Here is a 23145-nt window from a genome sequence, read left to right on the forward strand (position 1 = left end):
TCTTTCGACGCGCGCTAGTACCCCCGGCAAGCCGGGTCGAAACGGCCGAAAAGTCGCACCTCAGCGCGGCGCGGCGCTGAGCCGACGCCCCACCGAGGCGATGAGCCGGTCCAGCTCCGAGCCGAACGGGTTGTCGTGGACGAGGTACGTCCACGTCGCCGACGGCCGCACCAGCGTCGAGGCGTCCGGCTCCCAGTCCTCGTCGAACTCGGTCTCGGTGAACGTGGCGATGGTGCGGGCCTCGATCTCCGGCACCAGCGCGTTGAACGCCGGCACTGCCGCCCGGTGGAACTCGTCGAGGGGGTCGAGCCGGCCCAGGGCGCGCAGGTGCACGCCCTCGCGCACCTCGGACAGCTCGGCGAGGTGCTCGGCCCACAGCCGGTCGAGATGGAAGAGGGCGATCGACCGGGCCGCCCGGGCGAGCAGGTCCTCGTCCATCTCCTCGGCCTTCTCCGGCACCCGCTCCAGCAGCATCAGCGCGGCGATGTCGCTGGTCAGCAGCCGCTCCCGCCGCTCGGCGAGGGCCTTGCGCTGCTGCTCGATCACCACGCTGTAGCGCCAGGTGTTGCGGTGGATCTCGTGGTTGACGCCCTCGGCGACCCGCTGGGCGTGCTCCACGGCGTAGTCGACCTGCGGATCGGTGACCAGGCCGTCGGCGTTCATCCGAGGCGACGCCGGGATGGCGTCGCTGGCGTGCCGGACCACGAGGTCGTCCTCCAGGCTGACGAAGAACACCGACCCGCCCGGGTCGCCCTGCCGGCCCGCGCGGCCGCGCAGCTGGTCGTCGACGCGGCGGCTGTCGTGCCGGCCGCTGCCGATGACGTAGAGGCCGCCCAGCTCGGCGACCCGGTCCCGGTCGGCGGAGTCGCTGCCGCCGAGCCGGATGTCGACGCCCCGCCCGGCCATCTGGGTGGAGACGGTGACCGCGCCGTACGCGCCGGCCTCGGCGATGATCGCCGCCTCGTCGTCGTCGTTCTTGGCGTTGAGCACCACGCAGGGCACCCCGGCGGCCTCCAGCCCGACGGCGAGCTGCTCGGACTCCTTGACGTCGAGGGTGCCGACCAGCACCGGCCGGCCCTTGTCGTGGCAGCGCCTGATCTCGTCGACCAGCGCCTCGTCCTTCTCGGCCCGGGTGGCGTAGATGCGGTCCGGCTCGTCCTCGCGCACGCAGGGGGTGTTCGGCGGGATCACCGCCACCTCCAGGCCGAAGAACTCGCGCAGCTGGTCGCCGACCAGCACCGCCGTGGCGGTCATGCCGCACACCTTCGGGTAGAGCGCGATGTACGCCTGCACGGCGATGGTGCCCAGCACCTCACCCTCGGCGGTGGCGTCGAGCCCCTCCTTCGCCTCCACGGCGGCCTGGAGGCCGTCGGGCCAGCGGCGGCGCTGGGCCACCCGGCCGCGCATCTCGTCGATCAGCTCCACCGAGCCGTCCCGCACGATGTAGTCGACGTCGCGGTGCAGCAGGGCGTGCGCGTGCAGGGCCACGTTGACGGCCGAGAGCTGCCCCACGTGCTCAGTGTCGTACAGGTCGATGCCGCCCAGCTTGGCCTCCACGGCGGCCAGGCCGGCGGAGGTGAACGCGACGCTGCGGCCGTCCTCGGCGACGGTGTAGTGCTTGCCCTTGCGCAGACCGCGCACCAGGGCCGCGGCGGCGTGCACCGGGTCCTGCTCGCCGCCGACCGCGCCCGCGAGGACCATCGGCACCCGGGCCTCGTCGATCAGGATGGAGTCGGCCTCGTCGACGATCGCCGTGCGCAGCGCCGGCTGGACCCGGTCGTCGAGGTCGGTGACGAGCTGGTCGCGCAGGTAGTCGAAACCGGCCTCGCTGACCGAGACGTACGTGACGTCGCACGCGTACGCGTCGCGGCGCTCCTGCGGGGTGGACGCCTCACTGACCGAGCCGACGGTCAGCCCGAGCAGGGTGTAGACCGGCTCCATCCAGCGGGCGTCACGGCGGGCCAGGTAGTCGTTGACGGTGAGCACGTGCACCGGGCCGTTGCCGAGCCGGACGTGCCCGTACGCGGCGATCGTGGCGGTCAGGGTCTTGCCCTCACCGGTGGCCATCTCGGCGACCTTGCCGGAGAGCAGGGCCATCGCGCCGAGCAGCTGCACGTCGTACGGCCGCTGGTCCAGCCCGCGCCGGGCGGCCTCGCGGCCGATCGCGCAGATCTCCTCGTAGCCCGTGGCGGAGCCGGCGGCCTCGGTGAGCTCGGCGTCGGTCAGCGCCGACAGCTCCTCCTCACGGCCCTCGATGGCCGGCAGCAGCTTCTCCAGCGGGCCCAGGTCGACCGTGGTCCCCGGGCGCTGGAGGAACCGACGGAACCTGCTCTTCAACCGTTGCGACACACCCATGAGCCGCAACGGTACGCGACCCGGGCCGGATCGTGCGGCCCGGTCAGCCGGTCAACACCACCTGCAACTCCTGTCGGCGGCGTTCGGCCAGGTCGGTGAGCAGCTCCGGAGCCTCATCTAAGGGCACCACCGCCGACACGAGATGCGTGCGGATCCGATCACCGTACGCCCGCAGCAGGTCGACGGTCTCGGCCGACAGCCGCTCCCGGTCCCAGGTCGGGGCGAGCCCGCGCGGCACCCGGCCGATCTGGGCGCAGCGCAGCGACAGCCCGTTGTGGTGGAACTCCTCGCCGAAGCGGACGGCGTCCGCGCCCGCCTGGTAGAAGGCCAGGTCGATCACGGCGCCCTGGGGGCGCAGCAGGCGCAGCGCGAGCTGCAACGCCCACGCCTGCCCCCGGCACTGGAAGACGACGTCGGCGCCCCGGTCGCCCGCGGCGTGGTTCCACCGGGTCTTCAGCACCACCGCCGGGTCGTCGGCGGCCGGGTCGAGGGTCTGCAGGCCGAGCGCCTCGGCGACCGCCCGCCGCTGCGGGGTCGGGTCGAGCACCACCACCGACGCCGCGCCGTGGTGCTGGGCGAACAGGGCCGTGAGCAGGGCCACCACGCCGCCGCCGACCACCGCGACCCGGCGGCCGGCCACCCCGTCGCCGAGGGAGCGCACGTCGGTGCCGCGCAGGTCGGCGGCGGCGTGCAGCAGCCCGTTGGCGCAGATCGGGCCCATGTGCGCGACGTAGACGCCGAGCAGGGGGTCGAGGTCGTCGGGCAGCGGGACGAACCGCTCGGCGAGCGGGTCGGCGACGTGGCCGGTGCGGTGGCCGTACGTCATCGCGCCGACCGTGCCGACGGCGACCGCCGGCGTGCGGCTCTCGACCACCCGCCCCACCTGCATGTAGCCCAGCCGGGTCACCGGGTAGGGGGTGCTCGCCTCCCCCGGCTGGAACAGCCCCAGCCCCGAGTTCCAGGTGACGTTGAGGTACGGGTTGGTGCCCTTGACGAAGCTCAGCTCGGTGCCGGCGGAGACCCCGCTGTAGAGGGTCCGCACCCGGAACGTGCCGTCGCGCAGCTCGTCGGCGTCCTGCTCGACCAGTTCGACCCGCCCCGGGCCGCTGACCACCACCACCCGGTCACGCATCGACGCCCACCCGCGTCGCGGTCGGCACGGCGGCGTGGGGGGACGCGGCGGGACCGGTCGGCAGGGACACCGGTCGCCCCGTGCGGGCCGACTCGGCGATCGCGAGGGCCAGCCGCTGGGTGCGCAGCGCCTCGGCGTACGGGACCCGCACGTCGTCGCCCACGCGCCGGACCGCGTCGACGAAGGCCCGGTCGACGGCGGTGCGGGCGGCGTCGGGATCGGCGGACAGGTGGCGCTCGCCGTCGGCGTCGCGGACGGTCAGGCCGTCCTCGGTCAGGCTCAGGGCGAGGCCGTCGGCCAGGATCTCCAGCCCGGCCCGGTGTTTCCAGCCCAGGACGCAGGCGGCGGAGACGGTGCCGACCGCGCCGGCGGCGAAGCGCAGGGCGGCGGTGGTCACCGAGTCGACGTCGGCGCCGTCGACCGGCGGCGGGGTGCCGTCGCCGTACGCGGTCACCTCCGTCACCTCCCCGACGAGCACCCGCATCAGGTCCAGCACGTGCGCGGCCTGCTCGACCACGGGGCCGCCGGAGCGGTCCCGCCGCGCCCACCAGGCGACCGGGGGCACCTTGTCCAGCCAGGCGCCGCCGACCATCCGCACCGGCCGGTCGGCGAGCAGCTCGCGGGCGTGCCGGACCACGTGCAGGTACCGCCAGTGGTGACCGACGCCGGTGAGCAGCCCGCGCCGGGCGACCAGGTCGGCGATCCGCTCGGCGGTGTCCAGGTCCACCGCGACGGGCTTCTCCACGAACATCGGCACCCCGGCGGCGATCACCGCCTCCTCCACCGGCCCGTGCGCGAACGGCGGCACGCACACGTACACCGCGTCGGGGCCGGCGGCGAGCAACTCGTCGACGTCGGCGAAGGTCCGTGCCCCGTGCGCGTCGGCCAGGGCGGTCGCGGCGTCGCGCGCCACGTCGGTCACGCCGAGGATCTCGACGTCGTCGAAGCCGTCCAGCACCCGGGCGTGGCGCTGCGCCACCCCGCCGGCCCCGACCAGTCCCACCCGGCACCCGCGCATCGGCACACCCTTTCGCCACGCTGTCGCATTCGCGCGATGCACACTCCCCGGTGGGGCGCGCAATCAAACGTTCACCTGCCGAAAACCGGTGGGGGCGCGGCCCGTGATCAAGCTGTTAGCGACAATCCGGTTAGCGCGCGGACGGAACTGGGAATTCCGTCCTCCGCGTTTTCCACCACGATCTGGGGGTGCGTCAGTGCGGGATGCAGAGGCGAGTGTGACACCGGTGGTGGAGGCATGGGCGACGTATCGGACCAGTTCGGCGGCCGAGTGGACGTCGCGGCGGCTGCTGCGCGCCAAGGGCGACAGCCGGGTCAGCGTGGTCCTGCCGGCGCGTAACGAGGAGGCGACGGTCGGCGCGATCGTGTCGACCATCCGCGAGCACCTGATGGACCGGGTGGCCCTGGTCGACGAGCTGATCGTGGTGGACTCCCGGTCGACGGACCGGACCGCGCAGGTGGCCCGGGCCGCCGGCGCGGAGGTCGTCGGCCAGGACGAGATGACGCGGGGGCTGCCCCGGCTGACCGGCAAGGGCGACGCGCTGTGGGCCGGGCTGGCGGCGGCCGAGGGCGACGTGGTCGCGTTCGTCGACGCCGACCTGCACGAGTTCCGCCCGCACTTCGTCACCGGCCTGATCGGTCCGCTGCTGACCGACCCGTCGGTCGACTTCGTCAAGGGGTTCTACCACCGGCCGCTGGTGGGGGCGGCCAGCGTGGAGGCCGACGGGGGCGGCCGGGTCACCGAGCTGATGGCCCGCCCCCTGCTCAACCTGTTCTGGCCGGAGCTGGCCGGCTTCGTCCAGCCCCTCGCCGGCGAGTACGCCGGCCGCCGCGACGTGCTGGAGCGGGTGCCGTTCGTCTCCGGGTACGGCGTGGAGACGGCGATGCTGATCGACCTGCTCGACCTGGTCGGCCTGGACGCGCTCGCCCAGGTGGACCTGGGTGAGCGCCGGCACCGCCACCAGGACACGGCGGCGCTGGGCCGGATGTCGGCGCAGATCATGCTGACCGCCTGGTCCCGGTTGCAGCGCCGGGGCTGGGCCAACCCCGGCACCGTGCCGGCCGCCCTGCTGACCCAGTTCCGGCGGGGCGGCTCCGACGCGCTGCCGAACCTCGACCGGGAGATCGTCGTCAGTGACGTCTCGGTCGAGGAGCGCCCGCCCCTGGCGGAGCTGCGGCACCGGGTGCCGCGGCGCCGGGTGCCCGCGTGACGAAGCCACCGGTAGCCGGCGCGCCGAAGCCGGATGCCGGTGCGCCGACACGAACGGGGTGGCGGCGCGCCGGAGCGTCCGCCGGCGCGACCCGACGGCCCGCCGAGGGAAGGAATCCCGCATGAGCCTCACCGTCCTGATGAACGCCGGCCCGTGGCTGTCCGTGCCGCCGCCCGGCTACGGCGGGATCGAGAACGTCGTGGCCACCCTCGTGCCGGAGCTGCGCAGGCTGGGCGTGCGGGTGGTCCTCGCCTCCGTGGACAGCAGCACCCTGCCCGTCGACGAGAAGATCGCCGTCTTCGACGACGGCCAGTTCCACGCCCTGCAACGGCCGTACAACCAGGTCTGCGGCATCTCCCAGGCGCACCTGGGCGGCGTGGTGCGCGCGCTGCACGCCCGCGACGACATCGATCTGGTGCACGACCACGTGGAGGCCGTCGGCCTGGCCACCCTCGCGGCGATGGGCCCGCAGGCCCCGCCGGTGCTGCACACCCTGCACTGGGACCTGGCCAAGCACCCCGACCTGTACGGCAACCTCGACGGCGGCGACCGGGTCCGGGTCAACGGGGTGTCCGCCGCGCAGCTGGCCCGCGCCCCCCGGGCGCTGCGGGAGCACTCCGTCGGCCACGTGCACCTGTCCACCCCGCTCGCCGTCGACGCCGACCGGCGGCCCCGGCCGGACAAGGGCGACTACCTGATCATCCTGGGCCGGATCAATCCGGGCAAGGGTCAGGACGTCGGCGCCCGGCTGGCGCGGCGGGTCGGCGTGCCGCTGGTGCTCGCGGGGCCGGTCGGGCCCTACCACCGGCCGCAGGACCTGGCCGCGGCGGGCGACGAGGCCCGGCAGAACCCGGACGTGCGGTTCTTCTACGACGAGGTGGCCCCGCACGTCGACGGCGACCTGGTCCGCTGGGTCGGCACGGTCGCCGGGCAGGAGCGCGACGACCTGCTGGCCGGGGCCCGCGCCTCGCTGTTCCCGCTGCGCTGGGAGGAGCCCGGCGGCACGGCCGTGGTCGAGTCCCTGGCGCTGGGCACCCCGGTCGTGGCGACGGCCCGGGGCTGCCTGCCGGAGCTGATCGAGCACGGCCGCACCGGGCTGCTCACCGCCGACGAGGACGAGCTGGCCGACCTGCTGCTGGCCGCGAGCGTGCTCGACGGCGACGAGTGCCGCCGGGAGGCCGCCACGCGGTTCACCCCGGCGGTGATGGCGCGCGCGTACGTCGGGCTGTACGAGCAGGTCCGGCAGACCGCGGCCCGCCCCCTGCAACCCGCCTGACGGCGGGGTAAGGAAGGGCACCCTATTAACGCTTTCTGCATAGCAGGGGCCCCCTGCAAACACTGCCGACACTGCCGGCGCGGACCGCCCGCGTTTGCGCGGGGCGGTGGCGGGAACGCGCCGCCCGACCGGGGGCTCCCGCCCGGCGGTCGGACAGTCGCGGTGAGGAGGTCGTGGTGGCCGGTCCGATGGCCCACGCGCGGGCCCGACGCAACCCGGCCGACGGCCGGGCGCCGGTGCGGCGTGCCGCAGCCACCGTCGGCGTGGTCTTCCTCCTGGTCGGGCTGCTCGGCTTCGTCCCGGGGATCACCACCGACTTCGGCGACCTGCGCTTCGCCGGCCACGGCTCCGGGGCGAAGCTGCTCGGGGTGTTCCAGGTCTCGGTCCTGCACAACGCCGTGCACCTGGCCTTCGGGCTGGCCGGCCTGGCGCTGTCGCGCACGTGGGACGGGGCGCGGACGTTCCTGATCGGCGGCGGGGCGATCTACCTCGTGCTGTGGCTCTACGGCCTGGTCGTCGACCACGGCAGCGGCGCCAACTTCATCCCCGTCAACAACGCCGACAACTGGCTGCACCTGGTCCTCGGCGCCGGCATGATCGCGCTGGGCGTGCTCACGACGCGTGACCGCCGGCCCCGCTGAGCGCGCCGCCGTTCCGTTTCACCCGGCACCACGCCGGGTACGTCCGGGTCACCCCGAGACGGAAACGAGGACCACGCATGCCGAGCCGGATCACCTGCGAGGTCCGCGACGAGTCGCCCGTGACCGTCGTACGCATCGCCGGCGCGCTCGACCTGGCGACGATGCGGACGGTGCACCGGGTGCTCGACCGCTGCCTCACCGCCCAGCCGGACGCGCTGGTGGTCGACCTCCACGACCTCACCGTCCGGGACGGGCTCGCGCTGTCGGTCTTCGCCGCCGCCGCCCGCCAGGCGGCCGGCTGGCCGGCGGTGCCCGTCGTGCTCTGCGCGCCACCGGCGCGAACGGCCAGCTGGCTGACCCAGTCGAGGGTGTGCCGGGGGCTGCCGGTGCAGCGGGACTGCGCCGAGGCGACCCGGACGGCGGGGGCCGCCGCCGCGCCCCGGCTGCGGGTCCGCCTGGAACCGGTGGCGGGCGCGTGCCGGCGGGCCCGGGAGCTGGTCGCCGACGCCTGCGGCCGGTGGCACCTGCCGGAGCTGGTCGGCCCGGCCTCGGTGGTGCTCAGCGAGCTGGTCGGCAACGTGGTCCGGCACGCCGGCACCCCGATGCAGGTCACGCTGACCCTGCGCCGGCCGTACCTGCAGGTGGCCGTCGCGGACGGCAGCCGCGCCGCGGCGCGCGCGGCGACGCGGACGGACCTGCGGGCCGAGGGCGGCCGGGGCCTGCTGCTGGTGCGGGAGCTGGCCCAGCGCTGGGGCAGCGCGCCGGTGGTCGACGGCAAGGTGGTCTGGGCGATGCTGCCCGCCACCTGACCCGCCGGTCGCCCGGCTGTCGGTGGACGCGGTCGTGTTCACGGTGACGGAGACCCGCCCACCCGCGAATTGACCGAAATTACCGCTCTCGCCTGGTTACATAGGGAGAGGGGCGGGTAGGCACGCCCGTCCCTTTCTGTCGCCACGACGGGGTGAGAAGCATGCCCAAGCGGGTAACCACGGAGCCTGCCCGAGACCGAGGGCCCGCGATCCTCGCGCCGGCCCGCTTCGGCGGCTTTCCCGGCCCGGTCCGCCCGGCCCTGCCCGGAGCCAAGCTGATCAAGCTGATCGGCACCACCGACGCCAAGCAGATCGGCCTGCTCTACCTGGTCACCTCGTTCGTCTTCTTCCTCATCGGCGGGGTGCTGGCCCTGCTGCTGCGGGCCGAGCTGGCCCAGCCGCGCATGCAGTTCCTCTCCCCGGAGCAGTACAACCAGGCGTTCACCATGCACGGCACGATCATGCTGCTGCTGTTCGCGACGCCGCTGGTGTTCGCGTTCGGCAACTACATCGTCCCGTTGCAGATCGGCGCGCCGGACGTGGCGTTCCCCCGGCTCAACGCCTTCGCGTACTGGCTCTACCTGTTCGGCGGGACCCTGGTCGTCGGCGGCTACGCCACCCCGGGCGGGGCCGCCGACTTCGGCTGGACGGCGTACACGCCGCTGAGCCGGATGGAACACTCCCCCGGCATCGGCGGGAACCTGTGGATCGTCGGCCTGGCCATCTCCGGCCTCGGCACCATCCTCGGCGCGGTCAACCTGATCACCACCACGCTGACCCTGCGCGCCCCCGGCATGACCATGTTCCGGATGCCGATCTTCACCTGGAACATGCTGCTGACCAGCGTCCTGGTGATCCTGGTCTTCCCGCTGCTGGCCGCCGCCCTGTTCGCCCTGGCCGCCGACCGGCTGCTCGACGCGCACGTGTTCGACCCGGCCACCGGCGGCCCGATGCTGTGGCAGCACCTGTTCTGGTTCTTCGGCCACCCCGAGGTCTACATCGTGGCGTTGCCGTTCTTCGGCATCATCACCGAGATCATCCCGGTCTTCTCCCGCAAGCCGATCTTCGGCTACACCGGGCTGGTGCTGGCCACCGTCGCCATCACCGTGCTGTCGATGAGCGTCTGGGCGCACCACATGTTCGCCACCGGGCAGGTGCTGCTGCCGTTCTTCAGCATCCTGAGCTACCTGATCGCCGTGCCCACCGGGGTGAAGTTCTTCAACTGGATCGGCACCATGTGGAAGGGGCAGCTCACCTTCGAGACGCCGATGCTGTTCGCCGTCGGCTTCCTGGTCACCTTCCTGCTCGGCGGGCTCACCGGGGTCCTGCTGGCCAGCCCGCCGGTCGACTTCCACGTCACCGACTCGTACTTCGTGGTGGCGCACTTCCACTACGTGCTGTTCGGCACCATCGTCTTCGCCGCGTTCGGCGGGGTCTACTTCTGGTTCCCGAAGATGACCGGGCGGCTGCTCGACGAGCGGCTGGGCAAGCTGCACTTCTGGACGATGTTCGTCGGCTTCCACGCGACGTTCCTGGTGCAGCACTGGCTCGGCAACGAGGGCATGCCCCGCCGATACGCCGACTACCTGCCCGGCGACGGCTTCACCACGCTCAACATGATCTCCACGGTCGGGTCGTTCGTGCTCGGCGCGTCCACGTTGTTCTTCATCTACAACGTGTGGAAGTCCTGGCGGTACGGGGCGATGGTGTCGGTCGACGACCCGTGGGGCTTCGGCAACTCGCTGGAGTGGGCGACGACCTGCCCGCCCCCGCTGCGCAACTTCGACCGGATGCCCCGGATCCGCTCCGAGCGCCCCGCCTTCGACGCCAAGTACGGCCGCCTCGTCTCCGACCTGGGCCGGGACCTGCCGCAGCGCACCACGAAGCCGCCGCAGAGCTTCGCCGAGGAGCTGCACCACGAGCGGCACGCGCCCGAGTCGCCGGCGGCCGAGGGCGCGCACGGCGCCCGGGAGGCCGTCGCGTACCAGCCCGCGCCGCAGTCGGGCGCGCGGCCGGTGGACGTGCCGGAGCCGGAGGAGGTGCGCCGGCCCAGCTTCGACGAGTCCGACGCCCCGGAGCCGGGCGGGCTCGGCGCGGAGCGGGCCCCGCAGGAGAACGAGCGGTGGCGGCACCCACACAGCCGCGGCGACTCGACGGAGCACTGAGCCCGCCGGGCTCCGGGGTGTGAGAAGGGCGCCCCTCTCTACCTCAGGCGTTAACAGGGGGCCCTTCCTTGCGCCTCAGCCGCGCTTCGTCACCGGTTCCGTCTCGGCCGGGCCGTTCTGCCACGGCGGCGGGGCGTCGGCCAGCATCGCCTGCCGCAGCCAGGTCAGCGCCCGCGACAGCAGCCGGGACACGTGCATCTGCGAGATGCCGAACCGGGCGGCGATCTCGGCCTGGGTCTGGTTGCCGTAGAAGCGCATGGCGAGGATCCGCCGCTCCCGCCAGGGCAGCCGGTGCAGCAGCCCGCTGACGGTCACCCGGTCGTCGACCGACTCCAGCGCGTTGTCGCTCTCGCCGACCAGGTCACCGAACTCGGCGGAGCTCTCCCCGCCGACGGGCGCGTTGAGCGAGGCCGGGCTGTAGCCGGCCGCCGACTCCAGGGCCGCGAGGATCTCCTCCTGCGGCGTCTCCAGCCGCTCGGCCAGCTCGGCGACGGTGGGGGCCCGGGACAGCTCGCTGGTCAGCGCGGCGGTGGCCTGCCCCACCTCCAGGATCAGGTCGCGCAGCCGGCGGGGCACGTGCACCCCCCAGGTGCGGTCCCGGAAGTGGCGCTTGATCTCCCCGACGATGGTGATCGCCGCGTACGCGGTGAACGAGCCCCGCTCCGGGTCGTACCGGTCGACCGCGTTGACCAGACCGAGGCGGGCCACCTGCTCCAGGTCCTCCAGCGGCTCGCCCCGCCCCCGGTAGCGGCGGGCGAGCCGGCCGGCGAACGGCAACGCGAAGCGCACCAGGTCGTCGCGGGCCTCCTGCCGCCGCTCGGGGGGCAGGCCCTCGATCCGCGCCGCGTACGCCAGCGCCGCCGCGTCGAGATCCTCCAGCCCCCGGTCGGTGGGGGGTGGTGCCGTGGTCGTGCTGGGCTGTCCGAACATCCGCGCCTCCCTCAGGAAGGTCCCCCGCCCGGGTCGGGAAACCGGACGTGCGCGTGGTCGAGCCACGCACCGGGCCGGAAGTGGGTCACATGACGGGATCCGTCGAGGAGCGGCGACAGCAGGCTGCGCAGCCTTGCCCGGCCGTCGCAGCCAGCGGTGTTCCCGCTCCGTAGGTACTCAATCACGCCGGCCCGGGTTCGCGAGGATGTTTCGGCCGGTCGGTGCGACCGACTGGGCGCGCCGCCCGGGACGTCCCGCGGCGCGGCGGACGAACCGGTCAGCCGACCACCAGGCCGTGCCGGGCGCCGCCGGCCCGGAACGCCTCGACGGCGGTCGCGGCGGACAGCGGCGGCGGGGCCGGCAGGTCGTACGGCTGGGCGCGGAGCACCTCGGTGGCCCGGCGGGTCGGCACCGTCGCGACCGGGTAGCCCCGGGCGGCGGTGCGGTCCAGGGCCCGGCGGCGGCGGCCGAACGCGGCCACGGCCAGCCACTGCGGCAGGCCCGCGAGGGCCGGCGAGCGCATCCCCGGCGACTCCGGGAGCACGTCCACGGAGCTGAACGGCTCGCTGCCGGCCAGCCACCACTCGGCGGCGTCGACGGTGCGCCGGGTGGCGTTCTCGCACCAGTACGGCACCAGCCCCGCCCGCACCACCTGCCACGGGTCGAGCAGCCGCCCGCACTCCACGACGAGGCGGTCGCCCGTCTTGCCGGCCCGCCGCAGCCATCCCCGGTACAGGTCGGCGACGGCGGCGCTGAGCGCCTCCGGCCGGGGGAAGAGCACCCGGTGCACGCCGTTGCCCCGCCGCCCGGCCCAGTCCCGGACGGCGAGCTCGAAACCGGGCTCCACGCCGTGTTCGGCGTAGCCCTGCGGGCAGGCGACCTCCGGGGGCTGCCAGCGGGCCCCGTCGCCGCCGACGCAGCGGAGCACCTGGCGCAGGACGTGCGAGTCCGGGTGGAAGTCCACCGGGTCCAGGCCGCTGGCCGGGGAGCCGGCCTGGAAGCTGTGCCCCCGTCCGGCGTCGTACACCGGCCAGGTGCGGGCGTCGCGCAGCAGCAGCACCGGGGCGTCGGGCGCGAGGCGGTCGGCGAGGAACCGGGCGTACGCCGTCGGCAGCGACTGCCAGCGCACCGTGAGGGAGACGGTCGCCCCGGACAGCGGGCCCCGGCTGGCCGGGCAGTGCACCTGGCGTACGTGCACGTCCGGGTTGTCGGCCAGCAGCCGGCCGGCGAGCGCCGCGCCGTGGTCGAGGGCTGCGTCGGGCCGGTCCACCGCGCCGCCGCTCCAGTGCACCGTCGTCTCGAAGGCGGCGGGCAGCCAGGGCACCCCGAGGGCGACCGCCAGGTGCACGGCCGCGCCGTGCGGCGAGCCGAGCACCACGCCCGGGTAGCACCGGCGCGGGTACTGGTCGACGATCCACCGGGCGACCCGGTCGGCGTCGACCTCGGCCGCCTGGTCGGGGGTGAGGGCCACCCGCCCCGCCGCCCGCGCGGCCGCGCCCCGGCGCACCGGCTCGGGGGCGCCCGGGAAGCGGGACGGCACGCCCGGGTTCCGTAGGTCGGCGCAGTCCTCCCCGCGCAGGGCGCGCACCGCGGCGGCGACCATGATCCGGGCCGTGCTGCCCGCCGTCATCACCCGGTCGCCGGCAAGTCCGGCCCCGTCCGCCGTGAGGTCCGGGCGCACCGTGTGCGCCGGTCCGGACCCGCCTCGTTCGCTCACCACGCGGCCCGGCTTCCCGTCCCGATGGGGTCTAAACGGGGCGTCCGCCCTCGCGCGTGCCCGCTGGGCGGGTCGTCCGGAGCCGGGACCGCGAGCCGGCCCGGGACGTACGCGCGGGCGGCGTGGCGGCCCCGGAATCCCGAGACCGCCACGCCGCCCGGCGTGTCGTAGGTGGGTCACGCGCCTGGCCCGGGGCGGGCTACACGAGGTCCTCCGCCTCGACGGCGACCCGGTTGTCGAGCATCCGCCCGTGGATCCGCCGGGCCGCGTCGCCGCCGGCGAACAGGCCGCGCAGGTCGGCCAGGGCCGGTTCCGGGGGGCGCAGCGCGACGGTCGGGTCGACCACGGCCTCCAGCACGCTCGGCCGGTCCGCCGCGAGGACCTCGTCCCACGCCGCGCCGACCAGCTCCGGCCGATCCACCCGGACCCCGTGCAGGCCGAGCAGGCGGGCCCAACCGGCGTACGGGACGTCGGGGCGCCGGTCGGCCACGCCGGCCGGCGGGCGGCCGTCGCCCACCCCGGAGTTGTCGCGGTTGTTGAGCACCAGCACGACCAGCCGGGGATCCGACCACTCCCGCCAGTGGTGGGCCACCGTGATCAGCTCGGCCAGCCCGTTGAGCTGCATCGCGCCGTCGCCGGCGAGAGCGAGCACCGGCCGGTCGGGGCGGGCGAGCTTCGCCGCCACCGCGTACGGCAGGGCGCAGCCGGTCGACCCGAGGGTGCCGCAGAGGTGGGCGGTGACGCCGGGCGGCAGCTCCAGATGCCGGGCGTACCAGTAGACGACCGAGCCGACGTCGACGGCGACGGCCGCCTCCCGGGGCAGCCGGGCGGACAGCTCGTGCAGCACGAGCTGCGGGTTGACCGGCCCGGCGGGCTCGGCGGCGCGGGCCGCCGCCGCCTGCCGCCACCGGTCCACCGACGCCTCCACCGTCTCCCGCCACGCCCGCCGGGGCCGGTCCGCAACGCGGGTCAGCAGGGCCCGCAGTGTCTCGGTGGCGTCGCCGACCAGCGGCACGTCCACCGGGTAACGGTTGCCGATCCGCCGGCCGTCAATGTCGATCTGGACGGTGCGGACCTGGCCGGGCAGCGGATAGTAGTCGGTCCACGGATCGTTGGTGCCGACCAGCAGCAGGGTGTCGCAGCCGCCCATGAGCTGGGCCGCTGCGGTGGTGCCCACCTCGCCGAGCACCCCGGCATGGAAGGGCAGCCGCTCGTCGAGCACCGGCTTGCCGAGCAGGCTGGCGGCCACCCCCGCGCCGAGCCGGTCGGCCAGCGCCACGATCTCGTCGCCCGCGCCGTGGCCGCCCTGCCCGACCAGGATCGCCACCCGGTCGCCGATGCCGAGCACCGACGCGGCGGCGGCCAGGTCGGCGTCGTGCGGCAGCACCCGCGCCAGGGGCTCCCCCGGCGTCGCCGACATCACCCCGGCGAACTGCGGGACCAGGTCGGGCACCGGGGCCACCTGCAACTCGCGGGGCAGCACCACGCAGGTGGGGCTGCGGGTGGCGGCGGCGGTGCGGAACGCCTGGTCCAGCACGGCGGGCACCTGAGCGGGGGCGCGCGCGTAGCGGACGAACTGGTTGCAGACGTCGCCGAAGAGGCGGCTCAGGCCGATCTCCTCGTGGGCGCCGCCGAGCGGGCCGCCGATGTCCTCGCCGACGATCGCCACCACCGGCTTGCTGTCCAGCTTGGCGTCGTACAGGCCGTTGAGCAGGTGCACGGCGCTCGGGCCCTGGGTGGCCAGGCAGACCCCGATCTCGCCGGTGAACTTGGCGTGCCCGCTGGCCATGAACGAGGCCGTCTCCTCGTGCCGGGCGGGGACGAACTCCGGGTCCCCGCCCGCACGGTCCAGGGCGGCGACGAGCGGGGCGACGGCGGCCCCCGGGCACCCGAAGGCGCGCGGCACCCGCCACGCCCGTAGCCGCTCCACCACCAGGTCGGCGACCGTACGCTCAGCCATGTGACCGGCCGGGGGTGCCGGCGTCGACGTAGCGCAGCACCGCGCCCACCCCGTCGGTCAGCTCGGGCGCCTCGTCCGGCGCGAGCACGGTCAGCTCGGCGTCGGTGCCGACGAGCGCCCGCACCAGGGCCGCGTCGGCGCGTACCCGCCGGGGGTCGGCCACCGACACGGCGGTGAGCTGGCCCGGGTCGATGGCGATGTCGGTCGGCTCGGGGCCGACCCACAGCTGCGCCGTCGACGACGGGTCGTCCACGATCAGCATCGTGTCGACCTGGTTGCGGCGCAGCGCCGACACGACCGCGTCGAGGCCCGCCCCGACGTCCTCCTGCACGCCGAAGCGGTCCAGCGTCGCGGTGACCCGCTGGTCGGCCACCTCGGCGATGGTCTGCACGGTGACGTCGTCCATCAGCGCCGGGTCCGCCCCGGCGTGCCGCGACCCGGCGTCGGTACGCACCAGCACGTCCTGCCAGCGCTCCGGTAGCTGGGCGGCGATCATGCCGGTGGCCCGCACGTCGCCGGCGACCACCACCACCTCCGCGCCGACCTTCTCGGCCAGCTCCACGGTGGCCGCCGCCGCGTCGCCGGCGTTGTGGTGCCAGGCCTCCATGGCGGCCCGCTGGTAGCGCGACTGCGACCAGCCGCCCGGGCTGACGCGGCGCAGCGGAAAGTCCTCCCGCCCGGTGACGTGGGCGCGGCGGGGCACCCCGCCGGCGCTGACGGCCACGGCGTCCGCGCCCCTGCGGTCGGCCAGCACTCGCACCCAGGCGACCTGTTCACCGCGCTGGGCGAGCAGCGGCATGGTGTGCGGCAGCTCCGACACGGTCGCCAGGTCCCGCAGCGGCGGGGCGGACAGGTACTCGGTGAGCACCGCGCGGCCCCGGGTGGCGAACACGGCGATGCCGTAGTCGCCCGCCATCGGGTCGTGGCCGCGGACGACCCGTTCGACGGCGTCCACGGTCGGCGCGTCGGCGCCCTGCTCCAGCAGTCGCCCCTTGAGGGCCCGCCAGCGCAGGTCCAGCGCGGGTCGGGCGTCGTGGGTGTCCCGGGAGGCGTCCAGGTAGACCGAGCACCACGGCCCGGGACGGTCGTAGAGCGGGCGCAGGAAGGACAGCTGCATGCTCGACCCCTTTCCGGCTCGGCCCCCCGCATACCCGCGCCGGTCGCCTTGTCACCTCACCCGGCGGCCCCGTACGCAAGCGCGCCACGAACATGACTCGCGTTCATTCATGTCGTTCGGCCGCGCCGCCGGATACGATCGGTGCAGCGAATCGGACTCTCCGTGGTGAACGACTCTCGGTGGTGGACAATGGACGGCGACCTCGACTACCGGCGGATCGCTCGCCCGACGCAGCGGATCGTCACCGGCCGCGTCGTCCGGTTGCTCGACGGCTATCCGCGTGAGCTGAAGATCGGCCAGCCCGTGCTCGTCGCCGTGGTGACGGCCGCCAGCGTGATGGGGCTGCTGCTGCTGGCGTTCCGTTCGCTGCTGTCCAGCGGCGGTGGCGGCGCCCGGCGCACCTGGAAAGAGCTGCGCAAGGGGCCGGAGTTCCTGGTCACCCCGCTGCGGCTGCGCGACTCCAACGACCAGCTGTGCGAGGTGGAGCTGCACGGGCACCTGGCGCAGAGCGCGCTGCATCCGGCCGACTGGGTGCAGATCACGCTCAAGCCGCAGGATCCGGACCTGCCGCCCCGGGTCGAGCAGATCGTCAACCTCACCACCGGGCAACTGCTGCGCCCCCGCCACGCCACCCTGTGGAGCCACCTCGGGCCGCCGCTGCTGCTCCAGGCCATCCTGGGCGCGCTGCTGGTCCTCGTGGTCGCCGCGGCGATCCTGCTGATCTGAGCTTTGCGGCACCCGGCACCCGGCACCCGACACGGGGCACGGGACGCGCCGGGCGGTCAGCCGACCGGGGTGAGGGGGCGGTCGGGGTCGGGCGCGGTGCGCAGCATGCCCCGGCGGGCCGCCCAGCGTTCGAAGACCAGGGTGGCGAACGGCGGCACGGAGCAGGCCAGCGCCACGAGGGTCGGCCACGTCCGCCACCGGTGCAGCCGGGCGACGGCCAGCACGAGCACGCCGTACGCGACGAACAGGCCGCCGTGGATCGGGCCGAAGATCTTCACGCCGATCTCGTTGCCCGGCGGCCCGTACTTGACGGCCATGCCGACCAGCAGGGCCAGCCAGGAGCACGCCTCGGCGACCGCCGCCGCGACGAACAGCTTCGTGATCTTCTCGCGCATCGTCTCCCCCACCGGTTGCCGGCCATGCTAGCCAGGCCGTCCGGCACCTCGTCGGCGCGGGGAGCGGAGGCGACGGGGATCACGCGGGCCACAGGTGGGTACGTAGAGGGACCTTCGGGTCTTCCCCCGGGCCACCGAGGCGTGCGAGGTTGGGGGAACCAACGGTGACAGGGCGGTGACCATGGGCGAGGAAGTCGGGGCGCGCACCTTCAGTCGGGAGGACCGGGCCCGCTACCGGGAGAAGGTGCACCGGTGTCTGGACGTCTTCGCCGAGATGCTCCGGGAGTCCCGGTTCGACGTCGAGCGGCCGATGACCGGGCTGGAGATCGAGCTGAACCTGGTCGACGAGGAGTCCATGCCGGCGATGCGCAACGCCGACGTGCTCGCCGCGATCGCCGACCCCAGCTTCCAGACCGAGCTGGGGCAGTTCAACGTGGAGATCAACGTCGCGCCGCGCCGGCTGGCCGGCACGGGCACCGCCGCGTTCGAGGAACACGTGCGGGCCAGCCTCAACGCCGCCGAGACCAAGGCCCAGGGCGTCGGCGCGCACATGGTCATGATCGGAATCCTGCCGACGCTGCGCCCTGAGCACCTGACCGCCGAGACGCTGTCGGCCAACCCGCGCTACCAGCTGCTCAACGAGCAGATCTTCGCCGCACGCGGCGAGGACCTGCGGATCTCCATCAGCGGGGTGGAGCGGCTCGCGACCACCGCCGACACCATCACCCCGGAGGCGGCCTGCACCAGCACCCAGTTCCACCTCCAGGTCAGCCCCGCGCAGTTCGCCGACCACTGGAACGCCGCCCAGGCGGTCGCCGGCATCCAGGTCGCCCTCGGCGCGAACTCGCCGCTGCTGTTCGGCCGGGAGCTGTGGCGCGAGACCCGCATCCCGCTGTTCCAGCAGGCCACCGACACCCGGGCGGAGGAGATCAAGGCCCAGGGGGTACGCCCCCGGGTGTGGTTCGGCGAACGCTGGATCACCAGCGTGTTCGACCTGTTCGAGGAGAACGTGCGCTACTTCCCCGCGCTGCTGCCGGTGTGCGACGCGGAGGACCCGGCCGAGGCGCTGGCCCGGGGCGACGTGCCGAAGCTCGCCGAGCTGCGGCTGCACAACGGCACCGTCTACCGCTGGAACCGGCCGGTGTACGACGTGTACAAGGGCCGCCCCCACCTGCGGGTGGAGAACCGGGTCCTGCCCGCCGGCCCGACCGTGCTCGACACCGTCGCCAACGGCGCGTTCTACTTCGGGCTGGTCCGGGCCCTCGCCGAGTCGGACCGGCCACTGTGGTCGCAGATGTCGTTCAGCGCCGCCGAGGAGAACTTCAACGCCTGCGCCCGGCACGGCATCGACGCCCAGGTGTTCTGGCCCGGCCTCGGCTACCTGCCGGTCACCGAGCTGGTGCTGCGCCGGCTGCTGCCGCTGGCCCACCACGGCCTCGACCGCTGGGGGCTCGACCCGGCCGAGCGGGACCGGCTGCTCGGGATCATCGAGCAGCGCTGCCTCACCGGGCGCAACGGCGCGACGTGGCAGGTGGAGACGCTGCACCGGCTGGAGTCCGCCGACCACCTGGACCGGCCCGAGGCGCTGCGCGAGGTCGTCCGCCACTACGTGGAGCTGATGCACAGCAACCGCCCCGTCCACGAGTGGCCGATCCCCTGACCGTGCGGTCCCCTGACCATCCGGGCCCGGCCCGGGACCGGGCGAGGAGCCCAGGCCGGCGGGCCCGCGCTCGGGGCTAGGGTGGTCCGGTGCCGAACACCGACGCGGCGATCGACGCCGCCCTCGCCCGGCTACGCTCCCTCGGGGAGCAGCTTCCCTACCCCGGGGACTGGCTCCCGGCCGCCCGCGCCGACTCGACCGGGGTGGTCCTCGCCGAGGACGAAGGGCTGTCCCGCCTCGTCGTCGACCCGGCCACGGGTGCGGTGTCCCTCGTCGACGCCGACGGCGCAGAGCCGGTGAACTCCACGCTGGACGCGCTCATCGCCTGCGCGGAGGCGTACCTGGCGGCCCGCGCCGAGGCCGACGCGCTGCCCGACGACGCCGACGACGACCTCGAGGCGGTCGGCGAGCGGCTCACCGACCGGTTCCGGCAGCTCGACCCGGCGTCGGTCGGCCACGAGAACCGCTTCTGGTCGGTGGCCGCCGAGGAACTCGGCTACGGGATGACCTGACGGGCGGGCTACGGGATGACCTGACGGGCGCTGTCGCCGGGTGACCACGGGATGGGCCCGACGGGGCGAGTGCCTTCCGGTGGCTACGCCCCGGGCGCGTCGACCATCGCCTCGTACCGGTCACCGGCGTCGCTGACCGGGCGGTAGTCCTCGTCGGCCGCCAGTCGGTGCAGCGCCTCCAGCAGCCCGTCGGCCTCCGGCAGGTCGAGCGCCTGCCACAGCCGCGCCCGTTCCGCGTCCAGCTCCGGCCAGTCCTCGCGGATCTCCTCGTCGGCGCGGGCCAGCCACTCCCGCAGCCGCGCGCCGCCATCGTCGCCGTACGGGACCGACGTCGCGTCGTGGACGCTGGGGAGCCCGACGACGAGGGAGAGCGCGGCGCGCAGGTCGGTCGCGATCAACCCGCCCTCGCCCTCCGAGCCGACGTACAGCACGGGCCGGGCGACGCCGTCGCCGTTGTCGTCGCCCACCAGCATGAAGGCCCCGCCCGAGGCGTCCCCGGCGATCATCTCCAGGGGCTCGCCGTTGGGCAGGTGCACCGCCTCGGGCGGCCCGTCGGCGACCCGGTCCAGGTCGAAGTCGAACCGGCGCAGCAGGTCGACGATCCACGCCTCACCGGCGATCCGCCCCAGCAGCAGACTCTCGGCCCCTGCGGCCCGCTCGCCCCCTGCGCCCTCCTTGGCCCCTGCGGCCCGCTCGTCACCCACCCCGCGACGCTACCCCACCCCCCAGGCCCCTCCCCCGCTCGCCCCGCTCGCCCCCGCGATCTTGCACTTGTGGCCCCCTGTTCGCCCGTTATCACCGTTATGCGGGGGCCGAAACTGCAAGATCGCGGAGAACGGGGGGCGCGGGCGGGGGGCGGGAGTCAGGGGGTGGGGGTGAGGGTGGGGAGGTCGTGGGTGGCGTGGAAGATGACCGCGCCGAGGACCTCCGCCGGGGCGCGGAACCTGTCGAGGCGCGCGTCGGCGAAGGTGACGTCGCCGTGGAACGAGGCGCGCCCCTCCGGGCCGCCGAGCCGGAACACCGCACCCTCGAACGTGGACCCGTCGAAGCGGGTGACCCCGTGGAACTGGGCGGCCGTGAAGTCGGCGTAGTCCACCGCGCACCCGCTGAGGTCGAGGTCGACGAGGGTCGCGCCGGACAGCGACAGGCTCATGCCCGCCCAGTTCACCGCCCCGGAAGCCGGCCCGCCCGGCCCATCCGGCTCGTTCGGCCCGCCCGGCCCGTTCCGCTCGTCGAGCCTGCCCGAACCGCCCGGCTCACCCGGGGCACCGGCCCCCTGGAGCAGGCGCGCGGCGAGGAGCCGCTGCGCGGCGCGGCGCAGCTCCACCTCGCCGGCCTGCGCGGCGTCCAGCTCGCCGGTCACGTGGAACGGCAGCGGGACGCGCAGGTAGCCGCAGACGGCGTCCACCACCCGCTGGCGCAGCTCCGGTCGAGCGTCGCCCAATTCGCCGAGGACGCGCAGGCCGACCCGACGCACCTCGGGATCGGGATCGGCGAGCTGGCGGGCGTACGGCGCGACGGAGCCGTCGGGCACGAGCACCGCCGCGCCGCCCGGGGCGGCCGGTCCCTGTGCGCCGGACGGCCCCTGCGGACCGGCTGGTGCGGTCGCGTCGTCCGGGCCGAGTTCCGACGTCCAGCCGAGGGGCCAGCACATCGGCTCGTCGTCGGCCGAGCCGGCCCACCGGGCGTCGGTGAGGTCCACGGCCGGCTGGTCCAGGTGCACAGGCCCACCGAACCACGCCCCGCCGAAGGTCGCCTCCGCGCCGAAGCGCGCCTTGTAGAACCAGGCCGGGCCGGCGAAGCGGGCCCGGCGGAACGAAGCCGGGCCGACGAAGCGGGCCCCGTCACCGCCCTCGGTCCACTCCTGGTAGTCGCCCATCAGCACCGCCACCGGCCAGCCGGGATCGTCCTCGTTCGGCTCGTCCCACTCAGCGGGCCGGACCTCCTCGATGGTGTCCCAGGCCGGGTCGTCCTCCCAGAACTCCTCCTCGCCGCGCCCGAACCAGGCCAGCCCGCCGAACGCCGCGCCCGCGAAGCTCGCCGGCCCCCGGAACCGGGCCCGCCCGAACACGGCGTCGGCGGCGAAGTGCGCCTCGTCGAAGCGGGCAGCTCCGTGGAAGAGCGCGCGAGCGAAGATCGCGTCGCGGGCGAACCGGGCCCCGGCGAAGGAGGTCGTCCCGAGGAAACGGGCGTCGTCGAACCGGGCCCCGGCCAGCACGCAGCCACCGAGGTCGGCGGCGACGAGGGTCGCCCCGGCCAGGTCGACGCCGACGGCTGACGCACCCGCGTCGGGCTGGAGCAGCCCGGCGAGCACGCGCCCCGCCTCCCGCCGCCCGTCGGCGTCCAGGTTGGCAGGACCGTCAGCCGGCGTACGCAGGTATGCGCACACCGCGTCGGCGGCATCCTGCCGCAGGTCGGGGTGGGCCGCGCCAACCTCGGCGAGCCGCCGCAGGGCGGCCTCCCGCTGCCCACCCGCCGCAGCCAGCACCTGCCGGCCGGCCGCCCGGCACTCCTCGACGCCCGCCGCATCGTCCACCACGTGACCCCCTCCGCACCCGACGGCCACCCCGCACACCGGCCCCGCTGCCGGGTCGGCCCCGACGCGTCGGCGCAGGATAGCCGCAACGACCGACATCGGCGCAGGCACCGGAGAATCGGAACTGTGCCGTGTCCGTCGGCACACGGTCGGGGCGCCGTCATCGTCGACCTGCCGGCGGCGTGCTGGTGGGTCCACCACCGGGCCACCCCGTACGGGCTGCGCCGGCAACAAACGGTGCCAGCACTGCCCGCCCGCGGTTCCTGAGATCACCTCGCGCCCAGTCAGGCTTGACGGGTGACACCCATGACCCGCGAGACAGAACCTGCCGCAAACGAAAGAATGCCAACGAATTCGTAAATGCTTGTGAACTTCCTTCGCCATCGTGGAAGTTGTGCATCAAATCGATTACTGTCATTTTGCCAGCTTGGCGAATTTACGGGGATGGGAGATCCTGTGAGAATGAGAGCTATACCGCCGGCGATTGCTCTGGTGGGTGCGTCGGCAGGAGCGATGATTCTGCTGACCGGAAGCCCGGCCATGGCCGCCGACACCGCCTACCTGGAGCAGAGCCAGTACCTCACCAGCACCCCCACGGACTCGCTGGCCACCACGTGCACCAGCAAACGGATCACCCTGGCGGCGGGGGACTACACCTGGGGCAACTACTACCCCGGCTCGGTCCAGGATCAGTACCTCGGCGCCACCACCTACACGTGGACGACCTGCCTGGACCCGAAGAACGGGTACTACCGGCAGACGACGACGCTGGACCCGGATCATTCCGGATGGGCCAACGCCACCATCAGCGATGATTTCGTCATCTCCCCGTCCGGCAACTGGACCTGGGGTTCCTATATCGACCCCCACTTCTGATCCAGCCTCCACCACGGGTGCCCGGGGCGCGTCGCTCCGGGCACCCGGCCGGGTGGGGCGGGGGTGGTTCGCGCGATTCGATCGGAAATCGGGACCCTGGCGCCGGACCG

At 74.3% G+C, this 23145-nt stretch carries 19 protein-coding genes; 9 read left to right on the forward strand and 10 right to left on the reverse strand.

Annotated elements, in window-relative coordinates; genetic code table 11:
* Positions 1 to 60: 60 nt before the first annotated feature.
* From secA2 to ACVMYR_RS31475, 3 genes are read right to left on the reverse strand one after another with little or no spacing between them, the layout of a single operon-like run.
* Positions 61 to 2355 carry an accessory Sec system translocase SecA2 gene (secA2, locus tag ACVMYR_RS31465; RefSeq protein WP_077939920.1) on the reverse strand — a complete coding sequence of 765 codons (2295 nt, stop codon included), beginning with the start codon at positions 2353 to 2355 and terminating at the stop codon, positions 61 to 63.
* A 43-nt stretch (positions 2356 to 2398) separates the two neighbouring features.
* Positions 2399 to 3487 (reverse strand): zinc-binding dehydrogenase, encoded by a 1089-nt coding sequence (locus tag ACVMYR_RS31470; RefSeq protein ID WP_457123525.1) that lies wholly within the window; start codon positions 3485 to 3487, stop codon positions 2399 to 2401.
* Positions 3480 to 4505 (reverse strand): Gfo/Idh/MocA family protein, encoded by a 1026-nt coding sequence (locus ACVMYR_RS31475; RefSeq protein ID WP_077939930.1) that lies wholly within the window; start codon positions 4503 to 4505, stop codon positions 3480 to 3482. The genes ACVMYR_RS31470 and ACVMYR_RS31475 overlap by 8 nt, the downstream gene beginning before the upstream one ends.
* 229 nt (positions 4506 to 4734) lie before the next feature.
* On the opposite strand from ACVMYR_RS31475, the gene ACVMYR_RS31480 reads away from it, so the two are divergent.
* The 5 genes from ACVMYR_RS31480 to ctaD all read left to right on the forward strand — a co-directional run bounded on the left by ACVMYR_RS31480 (position 4735) and on the right by ctaD (position 10606).
* Positions 4735 to 5715 (forward strand): glucosyl-3-phosphoglycerate synthase, encoded by a 981-nt coding sequence (locus tag ACVMYR_RS31480; protein ID WP_228986841.1) that lies wholly within the window; start codon positions 4735 to 4737, stop codon positions 5713 to 5715.
* 121 nt (positions 5716 to 5836) lie between these two features.
* Positions 5837 to 6991: a glycosyltransferase gene (locus ACVMYR_RS31485; protein ID WP_353901730.1), complete on the forward strand. Its 1155-nt coding sequence runs from the start codon at positions 5837 to 5839 to the stop codon at positions 6989 to 6991.
* Between the two features lie 188 nt (positions 6992 to 7179).
* A complete protein-coding gene (locus tag ACVMYR_RS31490) occupies positions 7180 to 7632 on the forward strand; it encodes a DUF4383 domain-containing protein (RefSeq protein WP_043969536.1) in 453 nt (150 codons plus the stop codon).
* A 77-nt stretch (positions 7633 to 7709) separates the two neighbouring features.
* Positions 7710 to 8441 carry an ATP-binding protein gene (locus tag ACVMYR_RS31495; RefSeq protein ID WP_091284175.1) on the forward strand — a complete coding sequence of 244 codons (732 nt, stop codon included), beginning with the start codon at positions 7710 to 7712 and terminating at the stop codon, positions 8439 to 8441.
* A gap of 161 nt (positions 8442 to 8602) precedes the next feature.
* On the forward strand, positions 8603 to 10606 hold the full coding sequence (gene ctaD / locus ACVMYR_RS31500) for an aa3-type cytochrome oxidase subunit I (protein WP_457123526.1): 2004 nt from the start codon (positions 8603 to 8605) through the stop codon (positions 10604 to 10606).
* Positions 10607 to 10681: 75 nt separating this feature from the next.
* On the opposite strand, the gene ACVMYR_RS31505 is transcribed toward ctaD, so the two are convergent.
* From ACVMYR_RS31505 to ACVMYR_RS31520, 4 genes are all read right to left on the reverse strand, one after another.
* Positions 10682 to 11536 carry a SigB/SigF/SigG family RNA polymerase sigma factor gene (locus ACVMYR_RS31505; protein ID WP_074473317.1) on the reverse strand — a complete coding sequence of 285 codons (855 nt, stop codon included), beginning with the start codon at positions 11534 to 11536 and terminating at the stop codon, positions 10682 to 10684.
* 277 nt (positions 11537 to 11813) lie between these two features.
* Positions 11814 to 13166, reverse strand: coding sequence for a hypothetical protein (locus ACVMYR_RS31510; protein ID WP_457123535.1), 1353 nt, complete (start codon positions 13164 to 13166; stop codon positions 11814 to 11816).
* A gap of 286 nt (positions 13167 to 13452) precedes the next feature.
* Positions 13453 to 15213, reverse strand: coding sequence for a thiamine pyrophosphate-binding protein (locus ACVMYR_RS31515; protein ID WP_077939914.1), 1761 nt, complete (start codon positions 15211 to 15213; stop codon positions 13453 to 13455).
* Entirely contained in the window at positions 15206 to 16330 is a 1125-nt protein-coding gene (locus tag ACVMYR_RS31520) for a baeRF2 domain-containing protein (RefSeq protein ID WP_077939913.1), read from the reverse strand. The genes ACVMYR_RS31515 and ACVMYR_RS31520 overlap by 8 nt, the downstream gene beginning before the upstream one ends.
* 189 nt (positions 16331 to 16519) lie before the next feature.
* Between ACVMYR_RS31520 and ACVMYR_RS31525 the strand changes: the two genes are divergently transcribed.
* On the forward strand, positions 16520 to 17056 hold the full coding sequence (locus ACVMYR_RS31525) for a hypothetical protein (RefSeq protein WP_043968703.1): 537 nt from the start codon (positions 16520 to 16522) through the stop codon (positions 17054 to 17056).
* A gap of 56 nt (positions 17057 to 17112) precedes the next feature.
* Here the strand turns inward: ACVMYR_RS31525 and ACVMYR_RS31530 are convergent, their stop codons facing one another.
* Positions 17113 to 17451 (reverse strand): DUF3817 domain-containing protein, encoded by a 339-nt coding sequence (locus tag ACVMYR_RS31530; RefSeq protein ID WP_043969534.1) that lies wholly within the window; start codon positions 17449 to 17451, stop codon positions 17113 to 17115.
* Positions 17452 to 17632: 181 nt separating this feature from the next.
* Between ACVMYR_RS31530 and ACVMYR_RS31535 the strand changes: the two genes are divergently transcribed.
* Both ACVMYR_RS31535 and ACVMYR_RS31540 read left to right on the forward strand, forming a co-directional pair.
* Positions 17633 to 19111: a glutamate--cysteine ligase family protein gene (locus ACVMYR_RS31535; RefSeq protein ID WP_077939912.1), complete on the forward strand. Its 1479-nt coding sequence runs from the start codon at positions 17633 to 17635 to the stop codon at positions 19109 to 19111.
* A gap of 89 nt (positions 19112 to 19200) precedes the next feature.
* A complete protein-coding gene (locus ACVMYR_RS31540; RefSeq protein WP_457123527.1) occupies positions 19201 to 19623 on the forward strand; it encodes an SUKH-4 family immunity protein in 423 nt (140 codons plus the stop codon).
* Positions 19624 to 19706: 83 nt separating this feature from the next.
* Here ACVMYR_RS31540 and ACVMYR_RS31545 read toward each other — a convergent pair whose 3' ends face one another.
* Positions 19707 to 20327, reverse strand: coding sequence for a hypothetical protein (locus ACVMYR_RS31545; RefSeq protein ID WP_457123528.1), 621 nt, complete (start codon positions 20325 to 20327; stop codon positions 19707 to 19709).
* Positions 20328 to 20485: 158 nt separating this feature from the next.
* On the reverse strand, positions 20486 to 22162 hold the full coding sequence (locus tag ACVMYR_RS31550; protein WP_457123529.1) for a pentapeptide repeat-containing protein: 1677 nt from the start codon (positions 22160 to 22162) through the stop codon (positions 20486 to 20488).
* 510 nt (positions 22163 to 22672) lie between these two features.
* Here ACVMYR_RS31550 and ACVMYR_RS31555 point away from each other — a divergent pair.
* Positions 22673 to 23035, forward strand: a complete 363-nt coding sequence (locus ACVMYR_RS31555; RefSeq protein ID WP_457123530.1) for a hypothetical protein — start codon at positions 22673 to 22675, stop codon at positions 23033 to 23035.
* Positions 23036 to 23145 lie beyond the last annotated feature (110 nt).

The sequence above is a fragment of the Micromonospora sp. PTRAS2 genome, from assembly GCF_054052245.1.